General features: G+C 46.0%; 21 protein-coding genes. 13 read left to right on the top strand and 8 right to left on the bottom strand.

From position 1 onward, the window contains the following. The coding region (locus FE296_RS13410; RefSeq protein WP_190945212.1) for an InlB B-repeat-containing protein at positions 1–2,435 on the top strand (2,435 nt) is incomplete at its 5' end. A gap of 231 nt (positions 2,436–2,666) precedes the next feature. Here FE296_RS13410 and FE296_RS13405 read toward each other — a convergent pair. Beyond that, on the bottom strand, positions 2,667–3,023 hold the full coding sequence (locus FE296_RS13405) for a winged helix-turn-helix transcriptional regulator (RefSeq protein ID WP_223868866.1): 357 nt from the start codon (positions 3,021–3,023) through the stop codon (positions 2,667–2,669). Between the two features lie 149 nt (positions 3,024–3,172). Here FE296_RS13405 and FE296_RS13400 point away from each other — a divergent pair, with 149 nt between their 5' ends. Beyond that, positions 3,173–3,784, top strand: a complete 612-nt coding sequence (locus tag FE296_RS13400; RefSeq protein WP_124116852.1) for a flavin reductase family protein — start codon at positions 3,173–3,175, stop codon at positions 3,782–3,784. Between the two features lie 137 nt (positions 3,785–3,921). Here FE296_RS13400 and FE296_RS13395 read toward each other — a convergent pair whose 3' ends face one another. Further along, on the bottom strand, positions 3,922–5,790 hold the full coding sequence (locus tag FE296_RS13395; RefSeq protein ID WP_150365212.1) for an AbfB domain-containing protein: 1,869 nt from the start codon (positions 5,788–5,790) through the stop codon (positions 3,922–3,924). Positions 5,791–6,035: 245 nt separating this feature from the next. Between FE296_RS13395 and FE296_RS13390 the strand changes: the two genes are divergently transcribed. Further along, positions 6,036–7,448 carry a DKNYY domain-containing protein gene (locus tag FE296_RS13390; protein ID WP_190945210.1) on the top strand — a complete coding sequence of 471 codons (1,413 nt, stop codon included), beginning with the start codon at positions 6,036–6,038 and terminating at the stop codon, positions 7,446–7,448. Between the two features lie 128 nt (positions 7,449–7,576). Here the strand turns inward: FE296_RS13390 and FE296_RS13385 are convergent, their stop codons facing one another. Both FE296_RS13385 and FE296_RS13380 read right to left on the bottom strand, forming a co-directional pair. Further along, the gene (locus tag FE296_RS13385) at positions 7,577–9,022 is read right to left on the bottom strand and encodes a DEAD/DEAH box helicase (RefSeq protein ID WP_124116849.1); all 1,446 of its coding nucleotides are present in this window, start codon (positions 9,020–9,022) and stop codon (positions 7,577–7,579) included. Between the two features lie 258 nt (positions 9,023–9,280). After that, positions 9,281–9,637, bottom strand: coding sequence for a hypothetical protein (locus FE296_RS13380; protein WP_124116848.1), 357 nt, complete (start codon positions 9,635–9,637; stop codon positions 9,281–9,283). 435 nt (positions 9,638–10,072) lie between these two features. Between FE296_RS13380 and FE296_RS13375 the strand changes: the two genes are divergently transcribed. Continuing rightward, the gene (locus FE296_RS13375) at positions 10,073–11,011 is read left to right on the top strand and encodes a macrolide 2'-phosphotransferase (RefSeq protein WP_150365209.1); all 939 of its coding nucleotides are present in this window, start codon (positions 10,073–10,075) and stop codon (positions 11,009–11,011) included. A 50-nt stretch (positions 11,012–11,061) separates the two neighbouring features. Next, on the top strand, positions 11,062–11,745 hold the full coding sequence (locus tag FE296_RS13370; RefSeq protein ID WP_124116846.1) for a hypothetical protein: 684 nt from the start codon (positions 11,062–11,064) through the stop codon (positions 11,743–11,745). Between the two features lie 136 nt (positions 11,746–11,881). On the opposite strand, the gene FE296_RS13365 is transcribed toward FE296_RS13370, so the two are convergent. Continuing rightward, positions 11,882–14,173: a 5'-nucleotidase C-terminal domain-containing protein gene (locus tag FE296_RS13365; protein ID WP_150365207.1), complete on the bottom strand. Its 2,292-nt coding sequence runs from the start codon at positions 14,171–14,173 to the stop codon at positions 11,882–11,884. Positions 14,174–14,433: 260 nt separating this feature from the next. Here FE296_RS13365 and FE296_RS13360 point away from each other — a divergent pair, with 260 nt between their 5' ends. Further along, positions 14,434–15,396: an endo-1,4-beta-xylanase gene (locus FE296_RS13360; protein WP_150365205.1), complete on the top strand. Its 963-nt coding sequence runs from the start codon at positions 14,434–14,436 to the stop codon at positions 15,394–15,396. A gap of 137 nt (positions 15,397–15,533) precedes the next feature. On the opposite strand, the gene FE296_RS13355 is transcribed toward FE296_RS13360, so the two are convergent. The 3 genes from FE296_RS13355 to FE296_RS13345 all read right to left on the bottom strand — a co-directional run bounded on the left by FE296_RS13355 (position 15,534) and on the right by FE296_RS13345 (position 20,124). Continuing rightward, on the bottom strand, positions 15,534–16,694 hold the full coding sequence (locus tag FE296_RS13355) for an MFS transporter (protein WP_150365204.1): 1,161 nt from the start codon (positions 16,692–16,694) through the stop codon (positions 15,534–15,536). A gap of 308 nt (positions 16,695–17,002) precedes the next feature. Beyond that, positions 17,003–18,334, bottom strand: coding sequence for a glycoside hydrolase family 30 protein (locus FE296_RS13350; protein WP_223868871.1), 1,332 nt, complete (start codon positions 18,332–18,334; stop codon positions 17,003–17,005). A 281-nt stretch (positions 18,335–18,615) separates the two neighbouring features. Then, positions 18,616–20,124, bottom strand: a complete 1,509-nt coding sequence (locus FE296_RS13345; RefSeq protein ID WP_190945208.1) for a leucine-rich repeat domain-containing protein — start codon at positions 20,122–20,124, stop codon at positions 18,616–18,618. Between the two features lie 389 nt (positions 20,125–20,513). On the opposite strand from FE296_RS13345, the gene FE296_RS13340 reads away from it, so the two are divergent. The 7 genes from FE296_RS13340 (at position 20,514) to FE296_RS13310 (ending at position 26,586) form a co-directional block, all read left to right on the top strand. After that, the gene (locus FE296_RS13340) at positions 20,514–21,404 is read left to right on the top strand and encodes a diacylglycerol/lipid kinase family protein (RefSeq protein WP_124116925.1); all 891 of its coding nucleotides are present in this window, start codon (positions 20,514–20,516) and stop codon (positions 21,402–21,404) included. Between the two features lie 147 nt (positions 21,405–21,551). Then, a complete protein-coding gene (locus tag FE296_RS13335) occupies positions 21,552–22,469 on the top strand; it encodes an aldo/keto reductase (protein WP_150365198.1) in 918 nt (305 codons plus the stop codon). 243 nt (positions 22,470–22,712) lie between these two features. Beyond that, on the top strand, positions 22,713–24,125 hold the full coding sequence (locus FE296_RS13330) for a transcriptional regulator (RefSeq protein WP_317889413.1): 1,413 nt from the start codon (positions 22,713–22,715) through the stop codon (positions 24,123–24,125). A gap of 243 nt (positions 24,126–24,368) precedes the next feature. Beyond that, on the top strand, positions 24,369–24,539 hold the full coding sequence (locus tag FE296_RS13325; RefSeq protein ID WP_017691550.1) for an aspartyl-phosphate phosphatase Spo0E family protein: 171 nt from the start codon (positions 24,369–24,371) through the stop codon (positions 24,537–24,539). A gap of 99 nt (positions 24,540–24,638) precedes the next feature. Then, on the top strand, positions 24,639–25,019 hold the full coding sequence (locus tag FE296_RS13320; protein ID WP_036611682.1) for a GntR family transcriptional regulator: 381 nt from the start codon (positions 24,639–24,641) through the stop codon (positions 25,017–25,019). Further along, positions 25,016–25,891, top strand: a complete 876-nt coding sequence (locus tag FE296_RS13315; RefSeq protein ID WP_124116838.1) for an ATP-binding cassette domain-containing protein — start codon at positions 25,016–25,018, stop codon at positions 25,889–25,891. Before FE296_RS13320 ends, FE296_RS13315 begins: the two co-directional genes overlap by 4 nt. Continuing rightward, positions 25,888–26,586, top strand: coding sequence for a hypothetical protein (locus tag FE296_RS13310; RefSeq protein ID WP_150365196.1), 699 nt, complete (start codon positions 25,888–25,890; stop codon positions 26,584–26,586). Before FE296_RS13315 ends, FE296_RS13310 begins: the two co-directional genes overlap by 4 nt. The last annotated feature ends 41 nt before the right edge of the window (positions 26,587–26,627 follow it).

Below are 26,627 nucleotides of genomic sequence, written 5' to 3'. Positions count from 1 at the left end.
TTAATCGAATTCCAGTTCCAACAAGAGCGGGATATACGTTTGCGGGTTGGTCACCGAATGTACCAAATACGATGCCTACGGATAACGCGACCTATACTGCAAACTGGACAGCCAGGGATGATACGCCTTACAAAGTCGTATACTTGCAGCAAAATATAGGGCATCCAACCTACACGGTTGTAGATGTCGAAACTCATCGGGGTATAACCAATACGAGGGCAACCCTGCCTAAAGAATCACTCAGGTCTTACGAAGGATTCACTGCAGATACAGCTCTTCCGGGAACTGTGTTAGATGCCGATATTGCGAGCGACGGTACAACGGTTTTACGGGTGTACTATAAGCGCAATACGTATAAGTTGACCATAGATTACAATGACCTGAGTACACCTGCAAAGGAGATCGATGTACAATACGGATCAACGACTTCATTACATTTCGGTGATCCAACTTGGGCAGGTCATAAATTCAAGGGATGGTCATCTGTACCAGCGGTGACCATGCCTGCACAAGATATCAAGTATATCGCTCAGTGGGACGTAGACCAGCATACTGTCAAATTTAACAGTAATGGCGGAGTGGAAGAAGTTCCTGATCAAACGCTAGCTTATGGAAAAGTAGCCATCGCACCAGTCACACCAACGAAGAAAGATCATGCGTTCGGAGGTTGGTACAGCGACAGTGATCTTACACAACCTTACAATTTCGCAATGTCGGTGACGAGTAATATTACGTTGTATGCGAAGTGGATGCGTGGTTATACGATGAGCATCAACAGTAATGGTGGGACAGAGATATCCGATCAGGCGGTCTATGAAGGAACAAAACCTGCGGCACCTCAGCCACCAACGCGGGAGGGATATGTGTTCGGAGGTTGGTTTAGCGACAAGGATTTGACAAAAGGATATAATTTCACAACCGAAATCGTGAAGGGTAATATCACCCTATATGTGAAATGGGTAGTTGCTCAAAAAAATACGTATCAAGTGCGCTTCTACGATGAACAAAAGTCTGAGCCAATCGATCAGTATGTAACTGAAGGTGGTGTGGCAGTTGCACCTGAACCAACACCGAAACCAAATCATACGTTCATGTACTGGAGAGATAAAGAGAAGCGGAATCAAGCATTTGACTTCACAACACCAATAATGAGGAATTATGAGATACACACGGCATGGATACTGAATAGCTATGAGGTAAGCTTCATAGACGACGGCAAGAAGTTGAATAGTCAGTCCGTGTACCATCAAGAATCGGCTAAGGAGCCTTCAAGTCCAACGCGCGAAGGTTATGTGTTTAAAGGCTGGTACAGTGATAGCGATCTGACGATGCTCTACGATTTCAGGGCTGGGGTGACGAGTGAAATTTCGTTGTATGCGAAGTGGGCGCCTAAGTTCACCGTGAGATTTGATAGTAAAGGCGGCTCAGCAGTGAATGCCGGGACAGTGGAGTATAATGCTAAAATTGCGGCGCCTGCATCTCCGATGCGGACAGGTTATGAATTCGGCAATTGGTATAGTGATGAAGATTTGACCAGTGTCTATAATTTTGAAACACCGGTAACGACAAATTTCACGTTGTATGCGAAATGGACACCCATCTTCACGATAATCTTCGACCGTAAGGATGGTTCAGCGGTGACAGATCAGCAGCCGGTGTTGGAAGGGGAATTGGTTTCTGCTCCTGCCGCACCACATCGAGAAGGTTATACCTTTATTGGTTGGTATAGCGATGAAGATTTGACCAATGCTTATCATTTTGAAACACCGGTGACGACGAACATCACGCTGTATGCAAAATGGAAGGTCTTATATACGGTGACTTTATCTTCATCACATGAAGTGGTCAAACAGACAGTGGCAGAAGGCGATGTGGTTGCTAGACCTGACGCCGTTCCTCCACGAAATGATGGGTGGGTATTCTACTGGTGGTACGTATTTGGTAAGCCTTGGGAAGATGTCTATAATTTCGAGACGCCCGTGACGGGAAACTTTGAGTTACGCGCATATTATGGACGTCCTTATACGGTGAACTTCGAGTCTAATGATGGTTCAGCGGTGGCTTCCCAGATCCTTGGAGGTGTGGATAAAGTCAAAGTACCTGAACCTCCAGTGAAACCAGGATTTGTGTTCGAAGGTTGGTATAGAGATAGACGTCTTACCAGTGCATATGATTTTGATGTGAAGATGTCGGATTTGGGAATCGTTAGTAATACTTTGCAATTGTATGCAAAGTGGCTGCCGCTCGACAATATTGAGACCAACAATAATGACACCAACGATAGTAACATAAATTCTTTAACAGATGATAAGACAGTGGCGGAAGACAGTGTTGTTTCGCTAGCTTTTAAATCAGTAATGGATTCCTATATATACGATGGTTGGTATGCAGACCAAAAGAGAACGATTACCATGAACTTTATTACACACCAGTGATGTCAAAGCGCACGATATGCGAGTTTTGGTAGCAAAGAACGTGAAACAAGACTGTCTTATATGGCACTAAAAAAGCAGGTGCAGAAAAACGAATTGTTTTTCCTATACCTGCTTTCTTTATTAATAACTCAACCTTGGTGGGACCAAGCTTAGGTTGCGAAGTTTAGCAGGTGGAAATTCTTCTTGGGAAGCATTGTTCTGGATGAAGCCTTTCGCAGAGATCAACCCAATTTACTGTAATTCATGCAGCGTTTGCGTCTCCGGCACGTTATGCACACCCCATTTGCAGATTTCCTCCAGAATGGGCATCAGACTCTTGCCTCGGGGGGTTAAGGAATACTCCACTTTGGGCGGGGTCTGATCATACTCAACTCTTTTTATCACACCTTCACGTTCCAAATCGTTCAATTGAGAGGTTAATACCTTGTACGTGATCCCGGATACACGTCTTTTGAGTTCGCCGTAACGTGTGACTCCATGAAAGGCAAGTTGATACATGATCTTCATCTTCCACTTTCCGCCGATAATGGACAGGGTGTAGTCGAAGGGAGTTAGTGTTTCCATTGGGACTGTGCTCGGATTATCCATCACGAATAGGCTCCTTTATGCAGGTACGCACTTCAAAGTGCGTACTTTTTTTGTGGTGAACAAGTGTATATTCTTATACCAACTATATGTGTCCCACAGAGCGTTGTAAACCGAAGGACCTGCTCAGGGGCACTTCAGAAAGGTTGAGTATGTTGGAAGAAAAAAATACATATGCATTTGCAACAGGTGATATCACCGTCGATGAAATGTACAAATTAATGACGGGTTCCGTGGTGCCGCGGCCCATTGCTTGGGTCTCTACGCGAAGCAAGGAGGGTGTGCTTAACCTCGCTCCATTCAGTTTTTTTACCGTTGCTTCACGCAATCCGGCGACTCTGCTCCTATCCATTGGACCTGGTGTAGGTGAGAGGCGAGGTACCGTGAAGGATACACTCGTCAATATTCGAGAGACGGGAGAGTTTGTGATCAATGTAGTTCCCGCTGTACTTGCAGCGTCCATGCAGCGTTCGTCAGCAGATGTAGCTTCGAGAGAAGATGAGTTTGAACTGGCAGGCGTTACACCCAAAGTAGGCATATGTGTAGATGTACCTTCCGTGCTCGAATCTCCGATTGCTTTTGAACTTACACTGGATCAGATCATTGCGGTGGGTACAGATCATCTGGTTCTTGGAAAAGTAGAGCACGTACGGGTGGATGCAGAGGCATATGCCGGTCATTATAAAATAGCGATCGAGAGCTGGCAGCCACTAGCCAGTCTGGCTGGCGATTACGCTCTAATTAAACCTGCATTCTCAGTCTGAGATGGGGTTAGTCATCTATATCTGAAATGGTGCAGTAGAAAGAACCGCTTCTTCAGTTGTGAACCCTGAAAAAACGGCCTTTCCCGAGATTTGAATTGTAGATGTAGGTGGCTAATCCTCATCTCCAATTATTTTGCTTAGAAATTGGTTCGCCCAAACGTGGCATCACTCTTCACTGTCGAGTTGCTGGATGCGTTGATGGCATCGAGCTGTAATACATAATCATAATGACGGATGTAATATCCGGGCTGACTGTACGATTGAAGGGATACTTTGGTGCTGTCAGCCCAACCAGGACTGCTTAGGAACGTAGCATCTCCCTTATAGGCAGCGGTGTCGGCGTAGGCTTCAAGTACAATTTTGTTGCTGGCGTTGCGCTTCAGAAAGTAGCCCGGGAAGTTGATGGACTCCAGTGATATTCCCGTGGAGCTGGCAAGACCCGGTACGACGCGGAATTGGGAGTCCTGGGCAGGAGAGACGTTGGCATCCACGCGAGCGATGTAATTGGCATGACGGATGTATCGATCCGGAACGTTGTGTGAACTGAAGCGGCTGTACCCTGTGGCTTCCGGTGTTGCAGGGCCCAACATTTTGACCTCGTGCAGAGTTGGGGTATACCAGTTCCCCGGATTATTCCACAAGACGGCGTTCACCATATTAATCCGCACATAACGAGCTGTGAAATGCACAGCATCCGTGGTGAAACCATAGGTAAGATTGTTGGTGCGGTCCAAGGTAGAGTAATTGACACCATCGTTGCTAATCTCGATTTTGTATTTGTGGTACCCTTCGGAACCTTTATACATAAACCAGGAGGTGTCGATCTCGGTGATCGTCTTTGGTGCGCCGAAGTCTACTTGCCACCAAGCAGGCCAGCTATTGGAGGAAGCGACCCATGAAGTCTGGTAGTTGCCATCATTGGCACTGGATGCAGACGAGCCGGAGGCTGTGGAGCTGGCGGTAGCTGTTTTACCTTGGGCATGATTGACGAGAGCAGGAGGTGTTACCACTCCTGTTGCTGCATCGATATTCCACGTTGTATACCACTCCAGTGATGCTGTTCCGTTCGAATCATTCAAGGTTAGCGGCAGCCAGATATGTTTGTGCTCTCCGAGGTTCATCGGATTCCAGCGATCCCCCATGTAGATGTAGGATGTGGTGTTGCTGCCTGTAATCGTGGCAATATCATGAATCTGCGAACCAAAGGCAGATGGATTGCCATATGGCGTAAGCGCAGTCCATGGACCCGTCATGGAAGTTGCTGTAGCATAAGCACCCTGATTCGGATACCAGCCAGCGGCTTGGGAGGTGGAGAGGTAGTAACGGTTTCCTTTTTTCACAACAGCAGGCGCTTCACGATAAGCATTCTCGAACAGCCAACCCTCGAAGGATTGTATTCCGGTGTAACTTGCATTCATTTTAAAAATAGCCATCGTATCATTGGCTCCGCCATTTTTGCGTGAAGCAGTAACCAGATAACCTGTGCCATCTGTATCAACAAAGACAGTCATGTCACGGGATTCATAATTCATTGGGCGGAAGCTGCCCTCATACGTGAATTTGCCATTCGGGGTATTGCTTGTTGCGACCGCTACACGCCCGAGGTTGTAGTCCGTGCCGTTCTCGTAGTGTGCCCAGAGCACATACTGGTTGGTGGAGGCGTTGTAGATGACCTTGGGGCGCTCCATTTTGCTGGAGGCCAGCTCGGTTGCGGAATCTTTCGTCAGAATGGCATTGCTGAAAGTCCAGTTCTTCAGATCAGTGGAGGTGTAGACGTTCACACTGTCGAACCTGCCGCCCACTGCATGTTCACCGTACAGATAATACGTCGAGCCTACCTGCAGAATGTTGCCGCTGTTCGCATGAATGGGATTGCCTGCGGTGTCGAGCCAATCGGTGCCATTGGTTATTGTGACACTTGCTGCGCTTGTTCGTTCAGGATGAAGTCCAAACAGGGTGAACGTGAGTGCAAAGACCAGAAACCAGACGGCTTTCCTGTTACCCATTACATACACCTCCCGAAAGATATCAGATAAAATGTAGCGCTTTCATTTATATTTTAGTTCGGCTAGACTCTTTTTCAAGTGAACAATCCATCCATTGCTGAACAAACCTTCATTTCATCGTGGCAGAGCGGTGAGAGCGGAGGAAATATCCCTAAATATTATATGAGATGATGTAGAGAGAATCAGGTACACGCGCTAAAATAAAGGTAGACTGAATTCACATCATGGTTGGAGGGTGGACCGTCATGAACAAGTTTATTGTAGATGAGGACCTTCAGGTGATATTGCATAATGACGAGGATGGAACGAACACCCCGATTAAGGGAGGCATTACTGCTCAGGATTTTGAAGTCATCTCTACTTATCAAAAGGGATGGCTGACCTTCGCCTATCTGCGTGATCATCAGGGAATATGGTGGTTCAATGCCCGCAAGAATAAGGCGAGTTTGTTCAGTCGGGATACGGAAGCTTTTTGTGTGATCGATGAAGATTACTGCTGCGACTCTCAGTACGTCTATCTGGAAGATCAGGCCGTGCCTGACTCCGATCCGAACAGCTTCCGGCTGTTGCCGGATACGCCCTACTTTGCTCAGGACCAACGATATTTATATGTGAAGAGCAGCACGCATTTTCATCTATTTGAGGATATTGATACGAACTCTGTGATTGCTCATCACGACTATTGCACCGACAAGGACCACTTGTTCCATCTGTCCAGCTCTCTTCGCTATGCGAATGGGGACAAGGATGAGGTGAGGGCGTGGTTGCGTGAGCATCATTCCGACGTACCTGGCTGGTGGAATGATCATTATGCCCACAGTGCAAAGGGCGCTACGCAGATCAGAGGGAATTGGGTTGAGACTGCGTCGTCCATTTTTTATAAAACCGAATGGGGCGGTACGGCTCATCGAGAAGCAAAAGCGGTATTCAACCTTATTCGTGGAGCAGACAGGTCTACCTTTGAACCGTTGGACGAGCAGTTTGCACGGGACCGGGAACGTGTATATTTTCAGTGGCGTACTGTAAAAGGAGCAGACCCGGATACGTTCCAGTCACTAGGTGGACCCTTTGGTCGTGATGGCAAACATGTGTATTACAATGGTTACCGTGTGGAAGAAGCTGACGCTCGGCAGTTTGAAACTTATGCCGGAACGGAGCATCTTGGGCTTTCCAAGGATGAGCAACATGTGTATCGTGCCGAGGTTGTTCGGACAAGTCAGCCTTTTGGTCATCCAGACGTTGTGCTTCAGATCGTTAAGGAGGCAGACGCAACAACGTTTGAATTAAAAAAGCCTTCCGGCAGTTGGGCGGTGGATGCCGATCGTGTGTATCTATGGGGAAAACCGAATAAACATATCGATCGTGCCACCTTCACACATCTATTCGATGCCAATCCCCAGAGCTGGGCTATGGATCAGAATGGTCTATATAATGCCAATGGTAACCGCACGGTTAAGGGCGTGAGCGGCAGTTCATTTGTCATGCTGAATCAATATTGGGGCAAAGATGACCGTGTGGTGTTCAGCTTTGTGACGGGGAGTGTATATAAGTCGGGAGATGCAGCGACGTTTATGGTTACGGATGATATCGGGGGCGCCGAAGATGCGCTATTTCGTTATGTGGTGGAAGGCGGTATAGTGCGGAAAAAGAAGAGGTGAATTGAGCGGTTAGAGAGTTCTAGAACAGCAGAGTCATATATCGAAAAGAGAGAAAAAGGGATGGCAGACTTAGAAAAGAGTCCACTATCCCTGTTTGAATTCCTATTTATTTGGCGACATTCACCAAACTATTTATGACCTTTACGGACCTTGAGCTGCATCTTTTTGATCGTTGTATTCTGCATAAGCTCTAATACGAGTGGGCCTTTGCCATTCAGAATTTCCACATCTGTTACATTGTCTTGAATGGTAATGATCCCGATGTCGTCAGCCGTCACCCCTTCAAGCTTGGCGATGGTACCTACAAAGTCTACGGCACGAAGTTTCTTCTTCTTGCCTCCGTTGAAGTTCAGCTTCATGATCTGTTGGTTCAACTGTTCGCGCTTGTCCTTTTTACGTTCAGGAACGATCTTCAATCGCTTCTCAAAATCTTCTCTGCGGCGATCTACAGCTTCCTCGGAAGGAGCTTTCACGACAGGGATTTCGAAACCGATATAGGATTCAATCTCGGCCAGCCGTCGGCCATCTTTCGGTGTGATCAACGTAATGGCTTTACCTGTTTTGCCTGCGCGACCCGTACGGCCTGTGCGGTGGACATATCCCTCTTTTTCCAAAGGAATATCGTAGTTGATGACATGAGTAATATTGGTGATATCAATGCCACGTGCGGCTACATCCGTCGCGATCAGATAACGGAATTGTCCCCGTCTGAAGGCGTTCATGACTTCGATCCGCTCATCTTGCTCCATGCCACCATGGATACGATCTGCTGGATAGTCAAGGTCAGCCATGACCCGGAACAGTTTATCCACATTCTCCTGCGTACGGCAGAACACGATGCAGCTATCCGGATTTTCCACAATGAACAAGTCCTGAAGCAGCGCGGTTTTGTTCACTTCTGGCACATGAATCACAGCATGTTCGATGGTGGCTGTGGTCAGTCCACTTGCTTTGATCTCGATCTCCACCGGTTTGTTCATGTATTTGCGTGACAGCTTGGCTACATCTTCAGGGAACGTAGCCGAGAACAGCATCGTTACTCGCTCCTGCGGCAGTTTCTGAATAATCGCTTGCACCGTCTCGATGAAGCCCATATTTAACATTTCATCGGCTTCGTCAATGACAAGGTATGCGATTCGTTCGAGTGGCAGCGTGCCGCGTTCGATATGATCCAGTACCCGACCTGGTGTACCTACAGCGACATGTGTTCTTTGTTTTAACTCGGCTTTTTGGATATGAAAAGGAGACTGTCCGTATAGTGCGGTTGCTTTAATACGCTTAAAGCGGCCGATATTTGTAATATCTTCGTTAACCTGCAAAGCCAGTTCCCGGGTTGGTGTAAGAATCAAAGCCTGTGGCTTATTCTCATTCCAATCCACCAGCTCGCAGAGCGGAATGCCGTAGGCGGCTGTTTTACCACTGCCTGTCTGTGATTTGACCACAAGATCCTGGTTTTCCAGTGCTACAGGAATAACTTTGGTTTGTACCTCGGTTGGTGTCTCATAGCCCAGACTGTCCAGTGCTTTTACGATCTCTTCACCTAGTCCATAATCTTTAAATTGTTGCTCGCTCATCGTTTACCTCTTTTGCGTTAGTTTTGAATACTCTACATACAAGCATTGCACCGTACATTTATCGTATACCTCTTCATTATACTCTATATGCAGGCAGGCTAACGGAGTAAATGCTTCAAGTGTGTAAAATGTTTTCATGATTTCTGATTTGAGGGAGCAACCACCCATTGCTATTCGTGGGCAAATACTCTTAATTTCTGAAATGTGTATCATAACGTTCCACGTGAAACGAAATGTATCGGCGTATTTTGCTTGGTATTAATGAATGACCATCTTCACAGCCTTGGTTTGGGGAGGGTAAGATTGAGCTATAACTCCATTGATCCACACTTCTGCACTTCGACCAACGAGTGTCTCATCCAAAGAGACGGTGACAGTCTGTCCTTCGATGATAAGTTCGGCGTTCTTGCTGAGCGAAATCCAAATCGGTCCTGATTCAACACCTCCATCTTCTTTATTCTCTATGAGTACCTGACCTCTTTCTTCCTCAAAATCCTTAATAATTCCTCGTACATGTGGCTTCTCTTTCACTTGTTCTACGGACTTCTCTGTGCATCCAAGAGTTAACAAGAGCATGATGACTGGTAATAAGGATAACCTTCGTACAATGGACATCGGGTTACTCACCTCTCATCCTTTTTAATACATCTATAAAATATGGACGTTACCTGAGGCGACGAAGTTCCTATATATCAATAAAAAAGAACCAAATCATTCGATTCAGTCTGGAACTGGAATTTGGAATATGTTAGCATATGGGTAACTTACTGAACGGAGGGATACGTGTGCAAAATTTTTCCCGATTGAGATAGTGTGGCGAAAAACGTCTGTTTACGCTTGCTGTTTACTGCCTGTGTGCAGTTCATCGGGATCGGTTTGCCATTTTACACGTATGCCGCTAGTCGTCGTGAAAGGATCATTTTTCGAAGTGGTTCTTTGATGTACTACTATTTATTTGTGAGCATTCAGGTATGCCAACACCCGAAATGACCTGCACAGGCGAACGTGTCTGTGTTTTTTATTTTATCCAGGAAAAGGGGAGTGCCTGATATGACAAAACCAAACTTGAATGAAAATTTGGCAATTCAAAAGGAACTATTATCTTTAGCAAAACAGAACGGACTTCTTATCGTTGAGGAATCCCTTGAGATCAACGAGTCGGGTATGGACTTTCGTGTAGCATTTGCCACGGATGAAGAAGGCCGCAGATGGGTTCTGCGTCAGCCGCGACGCGAAGACGTATGGGAGCGAGCCGAGAATGAGCGCAAGGTGCTGGATGTGGTCCGAGGAAATATACCCGCACAAGTACCGGATTGGAGGATCTTCACGCCAGAGTTGATAGCTTATCCTTTACTTGAAGGTGATCCGATCGCAGTTGTGGATCCCGCAGGGGGAGGGTATGTATGGAGATTCCCTCAGGAGAGCTTATCGGATACATTCCTGGATTCACTGGCTACGACTCTCGCCACGCTGCATAACATCGATCCCGACAAGGCGAAGAAAGGTGGAGTGCGGATCAAGACACCTATGGAAGCTCGCAAAGAATTTGCAGCTAATATAGAGGAGGTTAAGCAGAATTTTACGGTGCCAACCGAGTTAGTTGAACGCTGGACGGTATGGCTTTCTGTAGGTAGTTATTGGCCTCAGCACTCGGCGTTTATCCATGGTGATCTGCATCCGCCGCATATTATTGTCGATGCTGCCCAGCGAGTAACTGGACTTATTGATTGGACGGAAGCGGAGATTGCAGATCCGGGTAAGGATTTTGTCATCTACTATGCACTCTTTCAGGAGGATGGGCTGCGTGAGCTTTTGAGTCGTTATGAGAAGGCAGGGGGAAGAACATGGCCCCAGATGCTGGAGCATATTCGGGAGCAGTGGGCAGCCTATCCTGCAATTGTTGCCAAGTTTGCACTGATTACGGGGAAGGAGTCTGACATGGAGATGGCGAGAGGCATGCTTGCGAACTGGGATGTAAAGAGAGGTTGAGCATCGAATTTATATGAATCTTAATGATGTCAGATGAGGGAGGATGAGGTATGGTTCGGGTGTCATGTTGGTTGTTAAGTATCGTACTGGCTATGGTCAGCCTATCCGGGTGCTCGTCCCCTTTTTACGAATCGTTTAATGCCGCAGGGAGCAGGTTATCCTCTGATCGAATGAATGAACTCCGCAAGGAATATCCGCTATCCACTGGCGTCCCCGCGACGATTAACATGAGAGAAGTGAGCTTCAGAGAGATCATGTCATATGGGGATGGGGTCGTTGTGGCAGAGGTTATGAACGTTTTGCCGAGTTTTCGAGTGGAGCTGACTACTGAGCCAGGCACGCCTGAGCGAAAGATGGCTGATAAGGATAGGGCTAATGGAATCACACCCTACCAATCTGAATTCATCTCTTATCAGGTGAAGGTACATGAAGTAGTAACAGGAGCTGATGTACCCAAGGATACTTTTTTATTTTACAACGCTGACTTCGCAGGTGTGGAGCCTGAACTTAAACCAGGTATGAAGATTATCGCTGTAGTCAAAAAGGGGACGACCGGAGAACAGCTGGGAGGATATTCGTTCACTCGCTACGGCACGTATTATATTGTCGATGGTGACTACGTACTTGCCGCCTACGAGGGGGAGTCGGAGGAATTACGTGATTTTACGGAAAAAACAAATGGCATACAGTTGGACTTTTTCATGGATAAAATTAAGAACTTGCCCTCAGGCTAAATGTCTTCATTCCCACAGAGCAGTAGAGGAGCGGCAATACGCATAAACATTGGTTAACATAGCAAAGGGCGATCCTGACCATGAGTTCCATGGGAGAATCGCCCTTTTTTTCGTTAAGTGTGGTGCGTAACGATTGCTATTTCAAAAAACTCACATATTTCCCGTATACAAATGCTACACGTCCATCCAGCTTCACTTTTACCCAGCCATATTTGTCTGTACTGATCACCTCAAGTACGGTGCCCTTTGGTACCGCAGCAACGACCTTCGCTTTGGATGAAGCGCCAGCGCGTACGTTCAGGTAAGCCGCAGTGACCTTGGCTTGTTTGCCTTTGTTGACGGTATCCGGTTTACCAGTGCTTGGTGTTGATGGTTTACCAGGTTTCGATGTGCCTGGAGTTGGTTTTGGTACTGGTGTTGTCGTAGGCTTCTCAGGTTTAGGTGTTGTCGTACCGTCAGCTCCGCCTGCTGCCGCTTTGCGAGCTTTGTTCAGCTGCTGATAGAACGCTCCCTTGGTTTTCACGTCTGCGAATTGTGCTGCACTCACACCTGCTTTGGCAGATAGCGTATCAATCTCTTCTTGAGTCACTGCATCCAAAATGTTAATGGAGGCAATGTTGGTGTACTTGCCATCTTCCGTTGTTGGCACAGACATGATGCCATCGTTAACTAACTCCACCACATCTGCACGTTCCGGTGCAGTCAGGTCTACGCCAGTGATTTTCCAGTTGTGTTGAATCTTCGGTTCGTAGACACCTTTCATGACATCTTTCAGATAGGCGATGGACAGGTTGCGAATCGTGCCTTGAATCTCACCAAATGCCGAGGCATCCTTGGAGGACCAGAGCTGCTTGAACTTGCGACCTTCCATGGCGCCGTCTTTGGCAATCAGCGCTTCCATTCGATAGGCGTTCATGCCAAGTTTCAACGTATCGTCTTCTTTGACTATTGATCCATTGCTGTACTTAAGATTCGTAATCCTGCTGCCGTATGGCTTGGTCAGGTCAATCTCATACGTTACGCCGCCGAAGAAATCATCGGTGCTGTATTTGGAAGCACGACGTTTCGGATCAAAGCTGATGGTCACATCACCCGGGCGAGTGGAGTTGAAGTATCCCGCAGACCACTCCATATAATCCATCAGATCACGTCCCGTCACTTCATACACGGTTACTTCACCAAAGGTGTATTGGTAGTTGAACGCAATATCCTTTTTCTTGATCGGGCCTACATCCAGCTTGGCTTTGTCGTTATCAATCTGGTGCGCGACCACATCGGCATCACTGTAATGCAACATCACTTCGGTGAAAAAGTCAGACAAAGGTGTTTCCTGGATCTGCACCGCAGGGATACCCTTAATCTCATCAGCAGGGACCAGGTTCGTTCCTTTCAGTTCAGCCACTTCAATGTTGGCATCGGCACGAGCGAACTCGTGGAATGGATGCAAGGTCTCTTCCAGCGCAGGATCGGAGACTTCATATGTTCCATCTGCTGCTTTCACAGCAAGAGCTTGAGCTTCCTTGCTTTTCAGCACAACTTTGTCGCCGTCTTTTTCAAATGTCAGATCGATTCGTGAAATATGTGAGCCATATTTATTTGGTTCGGAGATCAATACGCCGTTAACCGTTTGGGATTCAATTAACGTATGCATGTGTCCGGCAAAAATGGCAGCCAGCTCCGGGTTGGCGTTGGCGATATCCGTCACTCCGGTTCCCGGATTTCCGTTCTCGTTATCCAATCCCATATGCATGAGTCCAACCATGACATCGACTTTGCCTTTCAGCTCGGCAATGGCCTTTTTTGTCTCTTCCACAGGATCTTTGACGATGATGCCGTCCAGGTGATCTGTCCCTTTTTCAAACTCGGTAATCATAGGTGTGTTCATTCCGATAACACCCACTTTGATTCCGTCTTTCTCGATAATCGTATAGGCAGGCATGTAGCGGTCGCCGTTTTCTTTGAAAATGTTACCCACGAGAGGTTGTCCATTGAATTGGGAAGAGATCTTCTCCAGTACGTCCAGCCCAAAGTTAAACTCATGGTTACCCATAACCCATGCGTCATATTTCATTTCGTTCATTGCAACCATCATGGGAGATTGAGGTTGATCATTGAACAACTCAGCCGAGTTATCCTGAATCATGTCTCCTGCATCCAACAGGATCGTATTGGGATTCTCCGCACGAACTTTTTTCACAATCGTGTAGAGCTGTGTCATGCTACCAGTTGGATTTGGACCGTCCAGAGCGTAGTCCCACGGCATAAATCGACCATGTATATCCGATGTACCCAGCAACGTGATCTTGGTCTCCTTGTCTGCCTCAGCAGCCTGAACCGGAGTGGAAGCAAAAGGGGCAAACAAAATGGAGGCACATAAGAGGAAAGATAAAGGCCATCCGGCGAATCGTTTCGTTGAAATTTTGCGCATGTTGTAATCTCCCTTGTTATCTAGTGTGTGTAAAGATATGTATCATTTCATACTAGATAAACATGTGGTGAATGTAAACTCCAATGTAAGAGTTATGTTGGATTTAAGAGAGTGAATCTATAAATAACTTCAGAAAGGGCACAAAATTCTATTTTTTTACAATAATATACTATAATTTGACAGGTGTTAAAAACCAAAATTATCCAGTAAAATGGTATTTGTAAGCGCTTAACAAAAATGAATATTAAGGAGGAAAATCATTGATTAAGTCTAAGTGGTTCAAAACAGTCGGCTCATTGGCATTGGTAGGGATTCTCGTTGCTTCTGTTGCGGTTGGTAGTGTGAGTGCTGGTTTGGCGAAAGGTAGCAAATTTCTGGGCAATATTATTGCCAACCAGGTTCCTTCGAATTTTAGCCCATATTGGAATCAGGTAACTCCGGAGAACTCTACCAAGTGGGATGCTGTTGAAGGCACACGCAACGTAATGAATTGGGGCCAGGCGGACATGGCCTACAACTATGCTAACAACAACGGGTTCCCGTTCAAGTTCCATACCCTCGTATGGGGAAATCAACAGCCAAATTGGATTAACAGTCTCTCAGCCGCAGATCAGAAGGCTGAAGTGACACAATGGATTAAAGCCGCAGGACAGCGGTATTCGAAGTCTGCCTTCGTTGATGTGGTGAATGAACCTCTGCATGCGAAACCATCCTATCGCAATGCCATTGGTGGAGATGGGGCAACGGGTTGGGATTGGGTTATCTGGTCATTCCAACAGGCGAGACAAGCCTTCCCTAACTCCAAATTGTTAATTAATGAATATGGTATTATCGGTGATCCTGCTAAAGCGGACCAATATATCCAGATTATCAACCTTTTGAAAAACAGAGGTCTAGTTGATGGTATTGGAATCCAAGCGCATTACTTCAATATGGACAACGTTTCTGTGAGCACGATGAACACGGTATTGAACAAGCTTGCAGCGACAGGGTTGCCGATCTATGTATCCGAGCTGGATATGACAGGTGACGATAATACACAATTGCAACGTTATCAGCAGAAATTCCCTGTGCTGTGGAAACACTCTGCTGTTAAAGGTGTGACGCTGTGGGGTTACAACCAGAATCAAACCTGGCAGGCTGGCTCCCACTTGGTCAATAGCAACGGTACAGAACGTCCGGCTATGCAATGGCTGAGAAATTACCTGGCGAACAATCCTTAAGCGTGCGTTTGCATGAATCTGAGCTTCCTTTGTGAATCCGGTAATCATATAACACCAAATGGCGCCTGTTCTACATGTTAAGCATGGGAATATGGCGCTATTTGTGTTAGTGCTTTCTCTCAACAGTATTTGGAAATTTATGGTACGGGGAAGCATTTAATTTTAATCCAAACCAATACAAAAGCGATCAGTGCAAATATCATTCCACTCCAGATCAGTTGATGTATTCCCAGGTTTGCGATGAACCAGCCGCCGATGGCAGTACCCAGGGTAATACCGAGGTTGGAAAAGGATACATACAAGCTGTTGCCGAATTCAGGCGCATCCTGCGCTTCAGCGGTTAACCAGGTTTGACTTACAATCAATCCTCCTGAATGCACGGATGCCCAGAGGATAACTACAATAACCATCCATATGAAGTGGGGACCGGCCCAATAGACGAGTGCGTAAGCTGCTATGTAGAGCAGGGGGAACATGAGAACAGTACGGACCACGCTCTTACGCAGAAACTGTCCAAACCCCAAATTTCCGATGATCATGACGACACCAAAAACGGTTAGCATGACGCTGATCCATGATCCGCTCATTTGAGTGACCTGTCCAAGATACTCAGCGAAATAGCTGTACACGGAGAACATGGCGGCGAATATAAAAATGACTGCGGCAACATTCAACCATAATCCAGGTTTGCGCAGAATACCGAGCTGCTTGCCATAGGACATCTTTTCCTTCACGGGCATCGAGGGTAACCAGATCCATATGCCGATCAAAGCGACCACACTGACCATCGCTCCAAACAGGAAGGCAATTTCGAGAGATAGGCGTTCAGCAAGATACGATGTCAGCGGCACGCCAAAAGCAAAGCCCGCGGTAACTCCGGTAAATACTTTGGCGACGGCCTGGCTGCTTTTCTCTGCTGGAACAAGTTGGGCACTGGTGACCAGGGCTACGGAAAAGAAGACGGGATGGAATAGCGCGGGAATGATACGGAAGATAAGCATGGTATCAAATGTTGTGGCGTAGGCATAGACGACGTTCGAAATGGCAAACATCAGCACAGCGGCTAAAAGGATGATTTTGTGATTAATTCCAGACGCCAGCAAGGTGAGAAAGGGACCCGCAATGGCTACAACCAGCGCAAATATACTGACTAGCCAACCTGCCTGTGCAGCCGAGATACCGAATTTATGCGCAACCTGAGGCAGTACCCCCACAATTCCCATTTCTGTTGTAATGATCCCGAATACACCGAGTGCCAGAATCAGGATTAGGAGCGGGTTGACCTGTTGTGATTTCATGTAAAGCGTACCTCCAATAAAATTTAGATATACAGAAAAATAGATATGATATACTAAAATGGGACTGCTTCTCCTCCTATAATGTGATGGACATGAGCGTAAGTTCTCTGGGTTACATTATATCTAGATTTATAGATTTGTAAATATAAAAGGTGAAACGTCATATCTTTAAGTCGTCTTCGGCTTGTGTTTTACAGGAGTAATCATGGTGACAATAAGCATGGTCTGGCCCATGAAAAATAGCGCCGGCTCAAGGTCCTGAGCTCAACGCTATTGATGTCCGCGTTTTTAACGATGTGTTGGATTAGTTATTTCAGTTGAATAACCATGCTGTTGAAGGAATCAGCCCCCAGTTCAATATGAAGGGTCTGCCCTTCCTCAATGGTCAGATACAGATTTCGACGGTCTTGGAATGGATTATTAATGACAATGATGAGACTGTTATCCGGGTTGCGGAAAGCGACGGATTTACCGCTCCAGGCGCCAGACAAGCCGACTCTTCGAGCACCAGGAACAATATGATGAGCGAAGTGTTTCATCACATAATACTCGGGGTTCCGAGTAGCCTCCTTATTGTCTGGATCTACCGTGATCATGGAATTCTGTTCCCAGCCCCATGTGCTGCGGCCTTTGGGTTCCAGAACCATGTTCCAGTAGATGTACGCGTTCACGCCGTTGCTGAAGTAATGCTGGTAGAGATTATATACATATTTGGCGTAGTTCCATGAGTTGTTGCCATCGCCGCATTCGTTCTCGGTCTGCATATAACGCAGCTCAGGATAACTCGCGGCGGTACGTTGAATGGCATTTTTGCCAGCCCATTGATACCCAACACCTTTGATATAGGAATAGGCCTTTGGATCACTCAGGACAAGCCCGGCATACTCGTCGAAGTCATTTGTTTTTTTCTTGATTAATTCCTCCCATGGGTCAGGAGCGTTGATTGTCCCCAGCCAGATTTCCGTATCCAGACCGTGTTGGTCAAAAGCCGGGCCCAGATAATCGGCGATAAACTCACGAAGCTGCTCGCCTGTCCACATGCAAGAAGGGAACTTCTGATCTGCAATCACTTCGTTCTGCACATGCACCTGATGGATGGTAATGCCTGCGTCATGGTATGCCTGTACAAATTTTACGAAATACAGGGCGTAGGCTTCCAGAATAGCTTTCTCCCAACGAAGAGTGCCATAGTTATAGGCTTTCGGCGATTTCATCCACGTTGGCGGACTCCATGGCGAGGCGAAGAATTGCAGATTCGGGTTATAAGTCAGAGCTTCCTTGATGTAAGGAATCAGATATTTGAAATCACGTTTGATCGAAAAATGTTCCATGGCCACGTCGCCGTCCACCTCGTTGTGACTATACCACTGCTCTGCATAATCACTTGCGCCGATGGGCAGGCGACAGATGTTAAACTTGTGCTCACCCTCTGGATGGAAGAGAGAGTGAAATACCTCATGGCGCTGCTCCTCATTCAAGTGGGACAAAGCAATATAACCAAGCTCGTTAAAACAGCCACCAAACCCTTCCACAAGTTGGTGCTGTTCACCCGTTAGTTTTAAGTTAGCGCTTTCATTGGTCGGCACAAAAGATAGCTCTCTCCACGGGCTGTCTTGGGTTGTGGAATAACCAGTGAGCATGAGTGTCATATGAATTTCCTCCTCGATTGAACCTCAGTTGTCATATATATTACGTTCAGTATAACAACTACCGCGGTAAAAGAAGATGTGCTAAACCGTGTATAATTTACCCTAATCGAAGATAAAGCATCACGAGTTCGTATCCGCACAGACAGATCGTATACTGTATTTGCTTGTAATCGGCGATGTCCATATACCATTATCCAATGTCCTAACACAACTGCCATAACACAACAAAATCCCCGCTGATTGTTCAGACGGGGACTTTCGCTATGTTTTTCTTAAGGCTGTACAGTCTCACCAAGCTGTTTATTTTCAAAAATCAGAATCGTTTTGCTGCTTCCGATGTAACCAACCGTCGTATTGAATTGCTCCGAGATGAAGCGTACCGGTACAAAAGCTTTACCATTTTTCATCAGAAGAGAAGCATCATTGATCGCAAGCGTATCATCCACAACAACTTGTTTGTTGCCCACGCTCCAGCGGATGGTCTTGTCATTCTGTGTGATCACAGCTTCCCGCGTACCGCTGTTCCAGTTCACACTGGCATTTAACTGCTCCGAGACAAAACGCAGAGGCACATAGGTCCGCCCTTCATCGATAAAAGGTGCAGCATCCAATGCGTAAGAACGATCCCCGACATAGGCAGTGGTGGACCCTTCAATCAGACGCTGGAAGCTGCCCTGCGGCGTCCGTTTCTGCTCCCGCACATTCATCCGGTTCATAAGCTGCATCGTATGACTGCCACTCACAACATCCAGATAATTGTTCTGCACCGTGAGTCCGGCAGGCTCAACCTCTGAGACAGAAGTCTGAATACCGGAGGATAACGAGGTAGACGCCGAGATATCCTGTATAGCATTTGTCGCTGACTGATCACGGGTAAACGTAAAACCTGCGATCGGTGTCAGATCCCACACCCGGTTGTTGGATAATTTTAATACGTCCAGGCTGGAAAGCTGCCGTAAAGGTTCCAGATCATAGATCTGATTGGATTCTGCATTCAGCTCTGTTAGCCCAGTCAGCCCCTCAAGCCCCTTGAGATGCTGTACTTGGTTACCAGAGATATCAAGTGTCCGAAGGCGTGTCATGTGCTCCAGTGGTGTCAGATCCGTGATTTGGTTGCCTGCCACATTCAGATTCCGCAGTGTATTTGGCAGTTCAGCCAGTACGTCCAGCGTCTGAACCTGGTTGTTTGCTACATTGAGTTGTTGGAGCTGGGTTTTACCCATGAGTGGTGTCAGATCGTTAATCGTATTGTTCGAGATCTCAAGCCACTTCAGCGCATCCGCATCCGAGAGAGCCGCAAGACTGGCAATCTGGTTACCGCTGGCGTGGAACGTATGTAATCGGTTGAATCCACGTACAACCTCTATGGAAGAAATGGAATTGTTGCTGATATACAGCCGTCCCAAGTCTTTCAATTCAGTAAGTGCGTCTATGGATGTAATGTAATTATTGCGAACATCGATTTCCCGAAGCTGGGTTAGGTGCTCCAGTGGTGTGAGATCCTCAATCTCATTTCCATATAATCGGAGGTGAGTCAGATTGGTTGCATATTCGAGACCGGAGAGGCTGTGAATACCTGCATTGCTCAGATCCACCACCTCAAGCTGCTCCAGATCCGTTGAAGTTAATGGCACATCCAGAGGTTTGTTCAGGATTAACTTCAGTCCGTCCTCCAAAGCGGGATCTTCAATGATTCCCTCGCCCAAGTCCGTAGTGGTGTAAGCCATGGCTTGCCCCGATGCCCCGAGACTCAGGATGAATACTAGAAATAGTAGCGTCATTCTTCTCATTGCATGCATTCCCTCCGATTTTTAGAATTATAAAATAATCCGAACAGATTGAGTTAGATAAGTATAGTATTTACACGATAACAGCAACCGGAAGGTTGTTCTGCCCACGGAGTGTTCAGTGTGAATTGAAGAGTTTAACATATGTAGGTTCGGCTCAAAGCACATCTATAGTTATTAACCCGTCAACAGGGAAAAGGAACAAGAAATTTCGTGATGGGTATTTCTCTACTTCTATTCTATATGAAACAAACCCTGCTCTGCACTCTTCAGAGACATGTTTATCAAAAAAAATAGAACATCTCCCGCAGACCCTATTCAACCCACCCTTGAAACGGGTAAAGATGAAGTAAAGATGCCATTTTGGAGGGGAAGATGTGAGTATGCGTCAAGCCATGATCATTAGTAATCCATCGTCAGGTAAGGAAGAGGCCGAGCAGTATGTGTCCCAAGTCAGAGAAATTCTGGAGTCACAGCAGTATGAGGTGGTTGTTAATGAGACGGCTGGGGAAGGTGATGCCACCAACTACTGTCTGAGCGCCTGCAAAGACGGCTGTGATCTGGTCATCTCCATCGGAGGCGACGGTACACTGCATGAGACGATTAACGGCATGATGGATCAGGACCATCGTCCCCGATTAGGCGTTATACCGCTAGGTACGGTGAATGATTTTGCACGTGCGCTGAATATCTCGCTTGACCCGGAAGAAGCCATTAGGCAGTTACGTTCGAATCAGACCCATATCGTGGATTTGGGGAAAATCAATGATCGCCTGTTTGCCAACGTTGTGGCTGCGGGTTCTTTGGCAGAAGCTTTGTTCTCCGTATCCTCGGAAGAGAAGTCGAAGTTGGGATCATTCGCATATCTCAAAGAAGGCTTGAAAGAACTGGTGAATACACCAGCCAATCATCTAACCATCGAATATGACGGACAGTTCTGGGAGGGGGAATCGCCACTTTTTCTGGCGGCGCTGACAAACTCGGTCGGAGGATTCGAGAAGTTGTCCCCGGATGCAGAGGTGGACGATGGTCTGATACATTGTTTTGTTGTTCGTAATATTAGTGTGTTCAACAGTCTGTCGCTCGGCACTTCCCTTTTCTTTGGTAGTCTGAAAGACCATAAGGACGTGGACTATTTTACAGCCAGAGAAGTTCATGTTTGCTCAGACGAAGCCATTCGCACCAATGTAGATGGGGAAGAAGGTCCTGCCCTACCGATTCATATCGGTGTCCTGCCAAGGCACATTGAGGTTATCATACCGGAAGAAGTATAACCTATTCTTTTGGATCTATAGGCTGGAATGAAGAACCTATCATTTCTCCATATGAATGTAGGATAAAGCTATTGAAACCGATTGCAGATATATGTCACAATCAAAGGTAAGATACACGATAATATTCGAATATGGAGGGAAAACATCTTGAGAACGATTAAATTGGGTAGCAGTGCACTAGAAGTACCTGTAGTCGCGGTGGGCTGCATGCGGATTAATTCACTAGACGGTAAGGAAGCCGAACATTTTGTTCGTTCTGCAATGGAGGTTGGCGCGAATTTCTTTGACCATGCCGACATTTATGGTACAGGAACATGTGAGGAGATCTTCGCCGAAGCGGTACAGATGAATCCCCAAGTTCGTGAAAATATGATTCTTCAATCCAAATGCGGTATTCGCAAAGGCATGTTTGATTTCTCCAAAGAGCACATCCTGAATTCAGTCGACGGCATCCTGCAACGTTTGAAGACGGAATATCTTGACGTTCTACTTCTGCACCGTCCTGATGCATTGGTTGAGCCAGAGGAAGTGGCTGAAGCCTTTGATCAACTGGAGCGCGAAGGCAAAGTGCGTCACTTCGGGGTGTCCAACCAGAATCCGAACCAGATCGAATTGTTGAAAAAATACGTGAAACAGCCACTGGTAGCCAACCAGTTGCAGATGAGTATTACCAATACCACGATGATTGACAGTGGAATCAACGTGAACATGGAGAACGACGCTGCGGTTAACCGTGACGGCAGTATCCTTGATTATTGTCGTTTGCATGATATCACCATTCAACCATGGTCTCCGTTCCAGTACGGATTCTTCGAAGGTGTATTCCTGGGCAGCGACAAGTTCCCGGAATTGAATGCAAAGATTGACGAGATTGCTGCGAAGTATAACGTGAGCAATACAACGATTGCAATCGCATGGTTGCTTCGTCACCCTGCACAGATGCAACCTGTGACAGGCACGATGAATATTGAACGTCTGCAAGACTGTGTAAAAGCAGGAGATATTCATCTCACTCGTCCAGAGTGGTATGAAATTTACCGTGCGGCAGGCAATATACTGCCTTAAATCCAAGTTATAGTGAGCATGCTGACTGCTGAGTCAGTTGAGGACACGAGCCCGTGGATGGCTCGTGTTTTTTGTCTATTTTCAGGTTTGATGTGAGGCGCGTTTTCGATATAAAATAAGAATAGAGATCTGTGTTTCAATTAAAGGATTAAAATGTAATTAATACAAATTAGTTGAAATTATTATATTGACCGATACTTTCTAATTACATATAATTACTTTTGCATACCGATAATCCCGTTTATGTTTTTTATTTTGGAGGGTGGTGTTCGTTTGGAGTCGACAACCACGATACGCGATCACTTGGAAAGTTATCTGAAGCGTGAACAGATGTCCATTAGTCATTTTTCGGAAACGTCAGGGATTAATTCGGGTACGCTCAGCAACATTTTGAATAAAAATCGGCCTATTGCCATGCAGCAGTTGGATCGGATTACTTCCGCCATGAGACTGGAAGAAGGTTACTTCTATGAGTTATACATAGATGAGTGTTTTGTACACGCGACCCCGGACTGGCGAAGACTGGGACCCTTCCTTCATCGCTGTGCCGAGTTGGACAAGTTGGACTGTATTGAAGAGGTTATTCGTCTGATGATGGATAATCTATCCTATATTCCATTGTTATTTGATGTGGCTGAAGAATTCTACCAAGCGGGTAAATTCAAACCGGCCATTCTTCTATATGAAAACATTGCTGAAAGCGAGAAAATGCAACATTCCGAGCGGCTTGCACTCTGTCAGTATCGACTGTTCCGGTTGGGACTGACCAATGATCAGCACCGGAATCTGATTATTGCATCTCGGTTCGAATATTATGTGGATCGGCTGGATGAACGCTACCAGTTGGATGCGCTTAACGAACTGATTAATGCATTTGCATCACTTCACAGATGGAGTAAAGTTCAGGAACTATCTGAAAAGCTGAAGGTGAAAGCAGCCATCCATTATGAGATGAATGGCCGAAGAAAACAAGAAGAGACCAAACGACCTATCGTTTTTTATATTATGTATGCGTATTTAGCCTGTGGAAGTGCCCACTTCCACTTGAACAACTATGAAATGGCATTGAAGTATGTTGCATTATACTCCGATTACAGTTGGGTGAAAGAGCCTGAACCTGAAGAAAAAGTGGTTATTCATCAGTTTCAGGAATGGGCTGAGGGTAATCGTTATATATATCAATTAATGGCTGGGCAGTTTGAAGTATTACCTGACTACCTCGCGTATATCTCAACGAAGGAAAATGAGATATTTCCAGCACTTTGTGATATTGTAACGGCTGCTAACCGTTATGATATGAACATAGATCATGTACTCAATCAATATGAGCCATACTTCACTTATCATGAACAGAGAAATCGGATTGGGAAAGTAAGCAAGCAGGTAACCGATGATCGCTACGTTCGTCTTTTAGCTGGATTAGGCACGTATTGTCTTAAAAAAGACAGGTTTGCGGAGGGATTAGATTTTGTACTGAACAGCTTGAGGTTTTCTATTGAAATTAGCGATGGACGAGGTATGCTTAGAGGTGTCGGACTGTTTGAGCAATACAGGGAATATGCGTCTGACACAGCTGTACAGCAGTACAAAATCTTGATTGGTGAGGTGCAGAAACTCAATGAAGAGAAAGCTGGCTTTGCTGATAGTTACATGTAGTATAGTGGTGAGCATTGTAGCTCCTGTTACTGGACCTGTCCCGACTGTGGAGAATCCAGACCCTTCAATTTATCGAACGAATGATCACGGTTTAGGGACATAAGCCTGAACCAATGGACGCTTCTGAATTCATTTCAGAAGCGTTCTTTTTTGTGTATCAAAGTGGAAGAATAAGTATGTCGTATCTCACATGCGCTTTTGATTGGCATAATACACTAAAATATGACAAAAAGGAGGGATACTATGGATCGCCTGGATTTGATATCACGGATCGAAGATGCCAGACAGTTGTTATATCGCATGCATATGGAATACGGTAGTCTGCTTCATCCGGAAGTGATCCAGCAATCCGTAGTCCTGGACGGGCTTATTAATCAATACAACAGAGCCAAGGTAGGAAAGGCGATGAATTAAGTTCGCCTATTTACATTTGCGTCTTTGTATACTATAGTTAGTTACATAAGTAACTAACCGACTAACTCACTAATGAATACGTATGAAAGTTGGAGGCACATGAAATCGACTTTGGATGAATCTCAGCCTATTTTTCATCAGATTGCCACGATGATTATGGATGATATTGTGGAGGGTAGATTAAAGGTGGAGGAGCAGGTTCCCTCAACCAACGAACTATCACGCTTCTACAATATCAATCCGGCTACAGCCCGCAAAGGACTGCAGGAACTCGTGGACAAGGGGATTATATACAAACAGCGAGGTGTTGGAATGTTTGTTGCAAAGGGAGCAAGAGAAGCTTTGCTCGTTGAACGGAAGCAAGATTTTTATGAAGAATATATCAAGCCTTTACTTGAAGAAGCCAGACGGATTCACATGAATGAAGACATGATTATTGATCTGATTCGCGGCAAGAAGGATAAGGAGAGTGAGTTATGATTCATATGGAGCAGGTCAACTACAGCTACCAGAAGACGCCCGTTCTGAACCAGGTTACGCTACATGAGAGTGAGCCAATCATTAGTGCAATCTGGGGAAGAAATGGAGCGGGTAAAACAACCATGATGAGTTTACTGGCAGGGCATAACCGCCCGGACAGTGGAACCGTTCAGATCATGGGTCAAGACCCCTATAATAATCTGGCTGCCCAAGAGCATCTGTGCTACATCCAGGAGAATCATCCCCTGGGGAAAAACTGGACGGTTAGTGACATGGTCCAAATGGGGCAATATTTTCATCCGCAGTGGAATCAGGATTTGGCGGAACGTTTAATCAATGTGTTCGAACTACCGGAGAAGAAGAAAATCATTAAATTTTCGAAAGGCATGAAGACGGCCACCCAGATTATATTAGGTCTTGCCAGTAATGCAAAGATAACCATTCTGGATGAACCCACCAATGGGCTCGATGCTGAGAAGCGTAAGTTCTTCTACAATGCGCTACTGGAAAGTTATGAAGATAACCCGCGTCTGATTCTGATATCCAGCCATCATATTGAGGAGATTCAGCCTTTATGTGAGTCCCTTATCGTTTTGCAAGCTGGAGAGGTGTTGTTAAATCAACCGATGGAAGAGATGCGCGAAAAAGGAGTTCTTCTAACAGGGGGGATTGACGATATCAACCGAGTAACAGCAGGTGTTAAAGTTATAGAGTCTTCCCAGATGGGATCGACTGTGAAAGTAATGATTGATGAGCCCTACTCGAAAATATGGAAGGATATCGCTCATTCGCAGGGTCTTTCCATTGAGAAAGCGACATTACAAGATTATTTGGTTAACAGGACCCGTAATCAAGAGGGGGTTAAACCATGAACGCAGTAAAAGGTACGAACCGACTGATTCGCGATGATATGCGTTTGTTTCTGAGCATATTTTCATCCATCGCTCTAATGCTCACCGTTGTATATCTGGCCATTGGCTTCATATTTGATGTCTCGTATTCTACGCAACTGTTTGGTCCCATGTATGGAGGGATATGTGCGTTTGCAATCGGGGGAATTATTACAATGTTTCCGGTTGCGATTGGTATGGGCAGTACACGAATTCAATTCATGAAATCCTTCTATATGAACTCGGTATGGATGGTTGCAGGCACCATGGTCATTCTGCATGTGGCGTATTTCCTCATACACCTGCTTCAGGAAAAAGGAATTGTTGACGTAACCCTTTATCAACCGGGCATGTTGTATTCAAGCGAGTATCATTTCTTATCCTACCTGTGGATCGATCTGATGTGCGGCTTTCTCGTACTGGGAATTTCCGTCTTCCCAACGGTTTGTTGGATGCGCTTGGGGATGCGTAACTTCTTCATTATGTTCTTTGGGGTAGGTCTAATTATCACCCTGATCGTTGTCTTTGCAGATTTTGGGGAGTGGATGAAGTGGTTTGCGAGTGTGAATATGATGGCACTGTTCACCATTCTGGGATGCATTGGTGGTGCGCTACTTCTATCTACGTACCCGATGATGAAGAATGCGCCGCTAACCATGAAATCCAAAAAAGACTGACAGGAAACGGTTATATAAAGGAACCGGGGCAATAAATCTAT

This window comes from Paenibacillus sp. UASWS1643 (assembly GCF_008693195.1).
In the GTDB taxonomy this organism is placed as follows: domain Bacteria; phylum Bacillota; class Bacilli; order Paenibacillales; family Paenibacillaceae; genus Paenibacillus; species Paenibacillus amylolyticus_B.
Note: the sequence above shows the minus strand (reverse complement) of the source record. Positions and strands in the feature narration are given on the sequence as shown.

Bases quoted from the DNA above. Each gene is read 5' to 3' on its own strand.
- FE296_RS13405 (WP_223868866.1), bottom strand. From the start codon at position 3,023: ATGGATAATCCGAGCACAGTCCCAATGGAAACACTAACTCCCTTCGAC.
- FE296_RS13400 (WP_124116852.1), top strand. From the start codon at position 3,173: ATGTTGGAAGAAAAAAATACATATGCATTTGCAACAGGTGATATCACC.
- FE296_RS13395 (WP_150365212.1), bottom strand. From the start codon at position 5,790: ATGGGTAACAGGAAAGCCGTCTGGTTTCTGGTCTTTGCACTCACGTTC.
- FE296_RS13390 (WP_190945210.1), top strand. From the start codon at position 6,036: ATGAACAAGTTTATTGTAGATGAGGACCTTCAGGTGATATTGCATAAT.
- FE296_RS13385 (WP_124116849.1), bottom strand. From the start codon at position 9,022: ATGAGCGAGCAACAATTTAAAGATTATGGACTAGGTGAAGAGATCGTA.
- FE296_RS13380 (WP_124116848.1), bottom strand. From the start codon at position 9,637: ATGTCCATTGTACGAAGGTTATCCTTATTACCAGTCATCATGCTCTTG.
- FE296_RS13375 (WP_150365209.1), top strand. From the start codon at position 10,073: ATGACAAAACCAAACTTGAATGAAAATTTGGCAATTCAAAAGGAACTA.
- FE296_RS13370 (WP_124116846.1), top strand. From the start codon at position 11,062: ATGGTTCGGGTGTCATGTTGGTTGTTAAGTATCGTACTGGCTATGGTC.
- FE296_RS13365 (WP_150365207.1), bottom strand. From the start codon at position 14,173: ATGCGCAAAATTTCAACGAAACGATTCGCCGGATGGCCTTTATCTTTC.
- FE296_RS13355 (WP_150365204.1), bottom strand. From the start codon at position 16,694: ATGAAATCACAACAGGTCAACCCGCTCCTAATCCTGATTCTGGCACTC.
- FE296_RS13350 (WP_223868871.1), bottom strand. From the start codon at position 18,334: ATGCTCACTGGTTATTCCACAACCCAAGACAGCCCGTGGAGAGAGCTA.
- FE296_RS13345 (WP_190945208.1), bottom strand. From the start codon at position 20,124: ATGACGCTACTATTTCTAGTATTCATCCTGAGTCTCGGGGCATCGGGG.
- FE296_RS13340 (WP_124116925.1), top strand. From the start codon at position 20,514: ATGCGTCAAGCCATGATCATTAGTAATCCATCGTCAGGTAAGGAAGAG.
- FE296_RS13330 (WP_317889413.1), top strand. From the start codon at position 22,713: ATGTTTTTTATTTTGGAGGGTGGTGTTCGTTTGGAGTCGACAACCACG.
- FE296_RS13325 (WP_017691550.1), top strand. From the start codon at position 24,369: ATGGATCGCCTGGATTTGATATCACGGATCGAAGATGCCAGACAGTTG.
- FE296_RS13320 (WP_036611682.1), top strand. From the start codon at position 24,639: ATGAAATCGACTTTGGATGAATCTCAGCCTATTTTTCATCAGATTGCC.
- FE296_RS13315 (WP_124116838.1), top strand. From the start codon at position 25,016: ATGATTCATATGGAGCAGGTCAACTACAGCTACCAGAAGACGCCCGTT.
- FE296_RS13310 (WP_150365196.1), top strand. From the start codon at position 25,888: ATGAACGCAGTAAAAGGTACGAACCGACTGATTCGCGATGATATGCGT.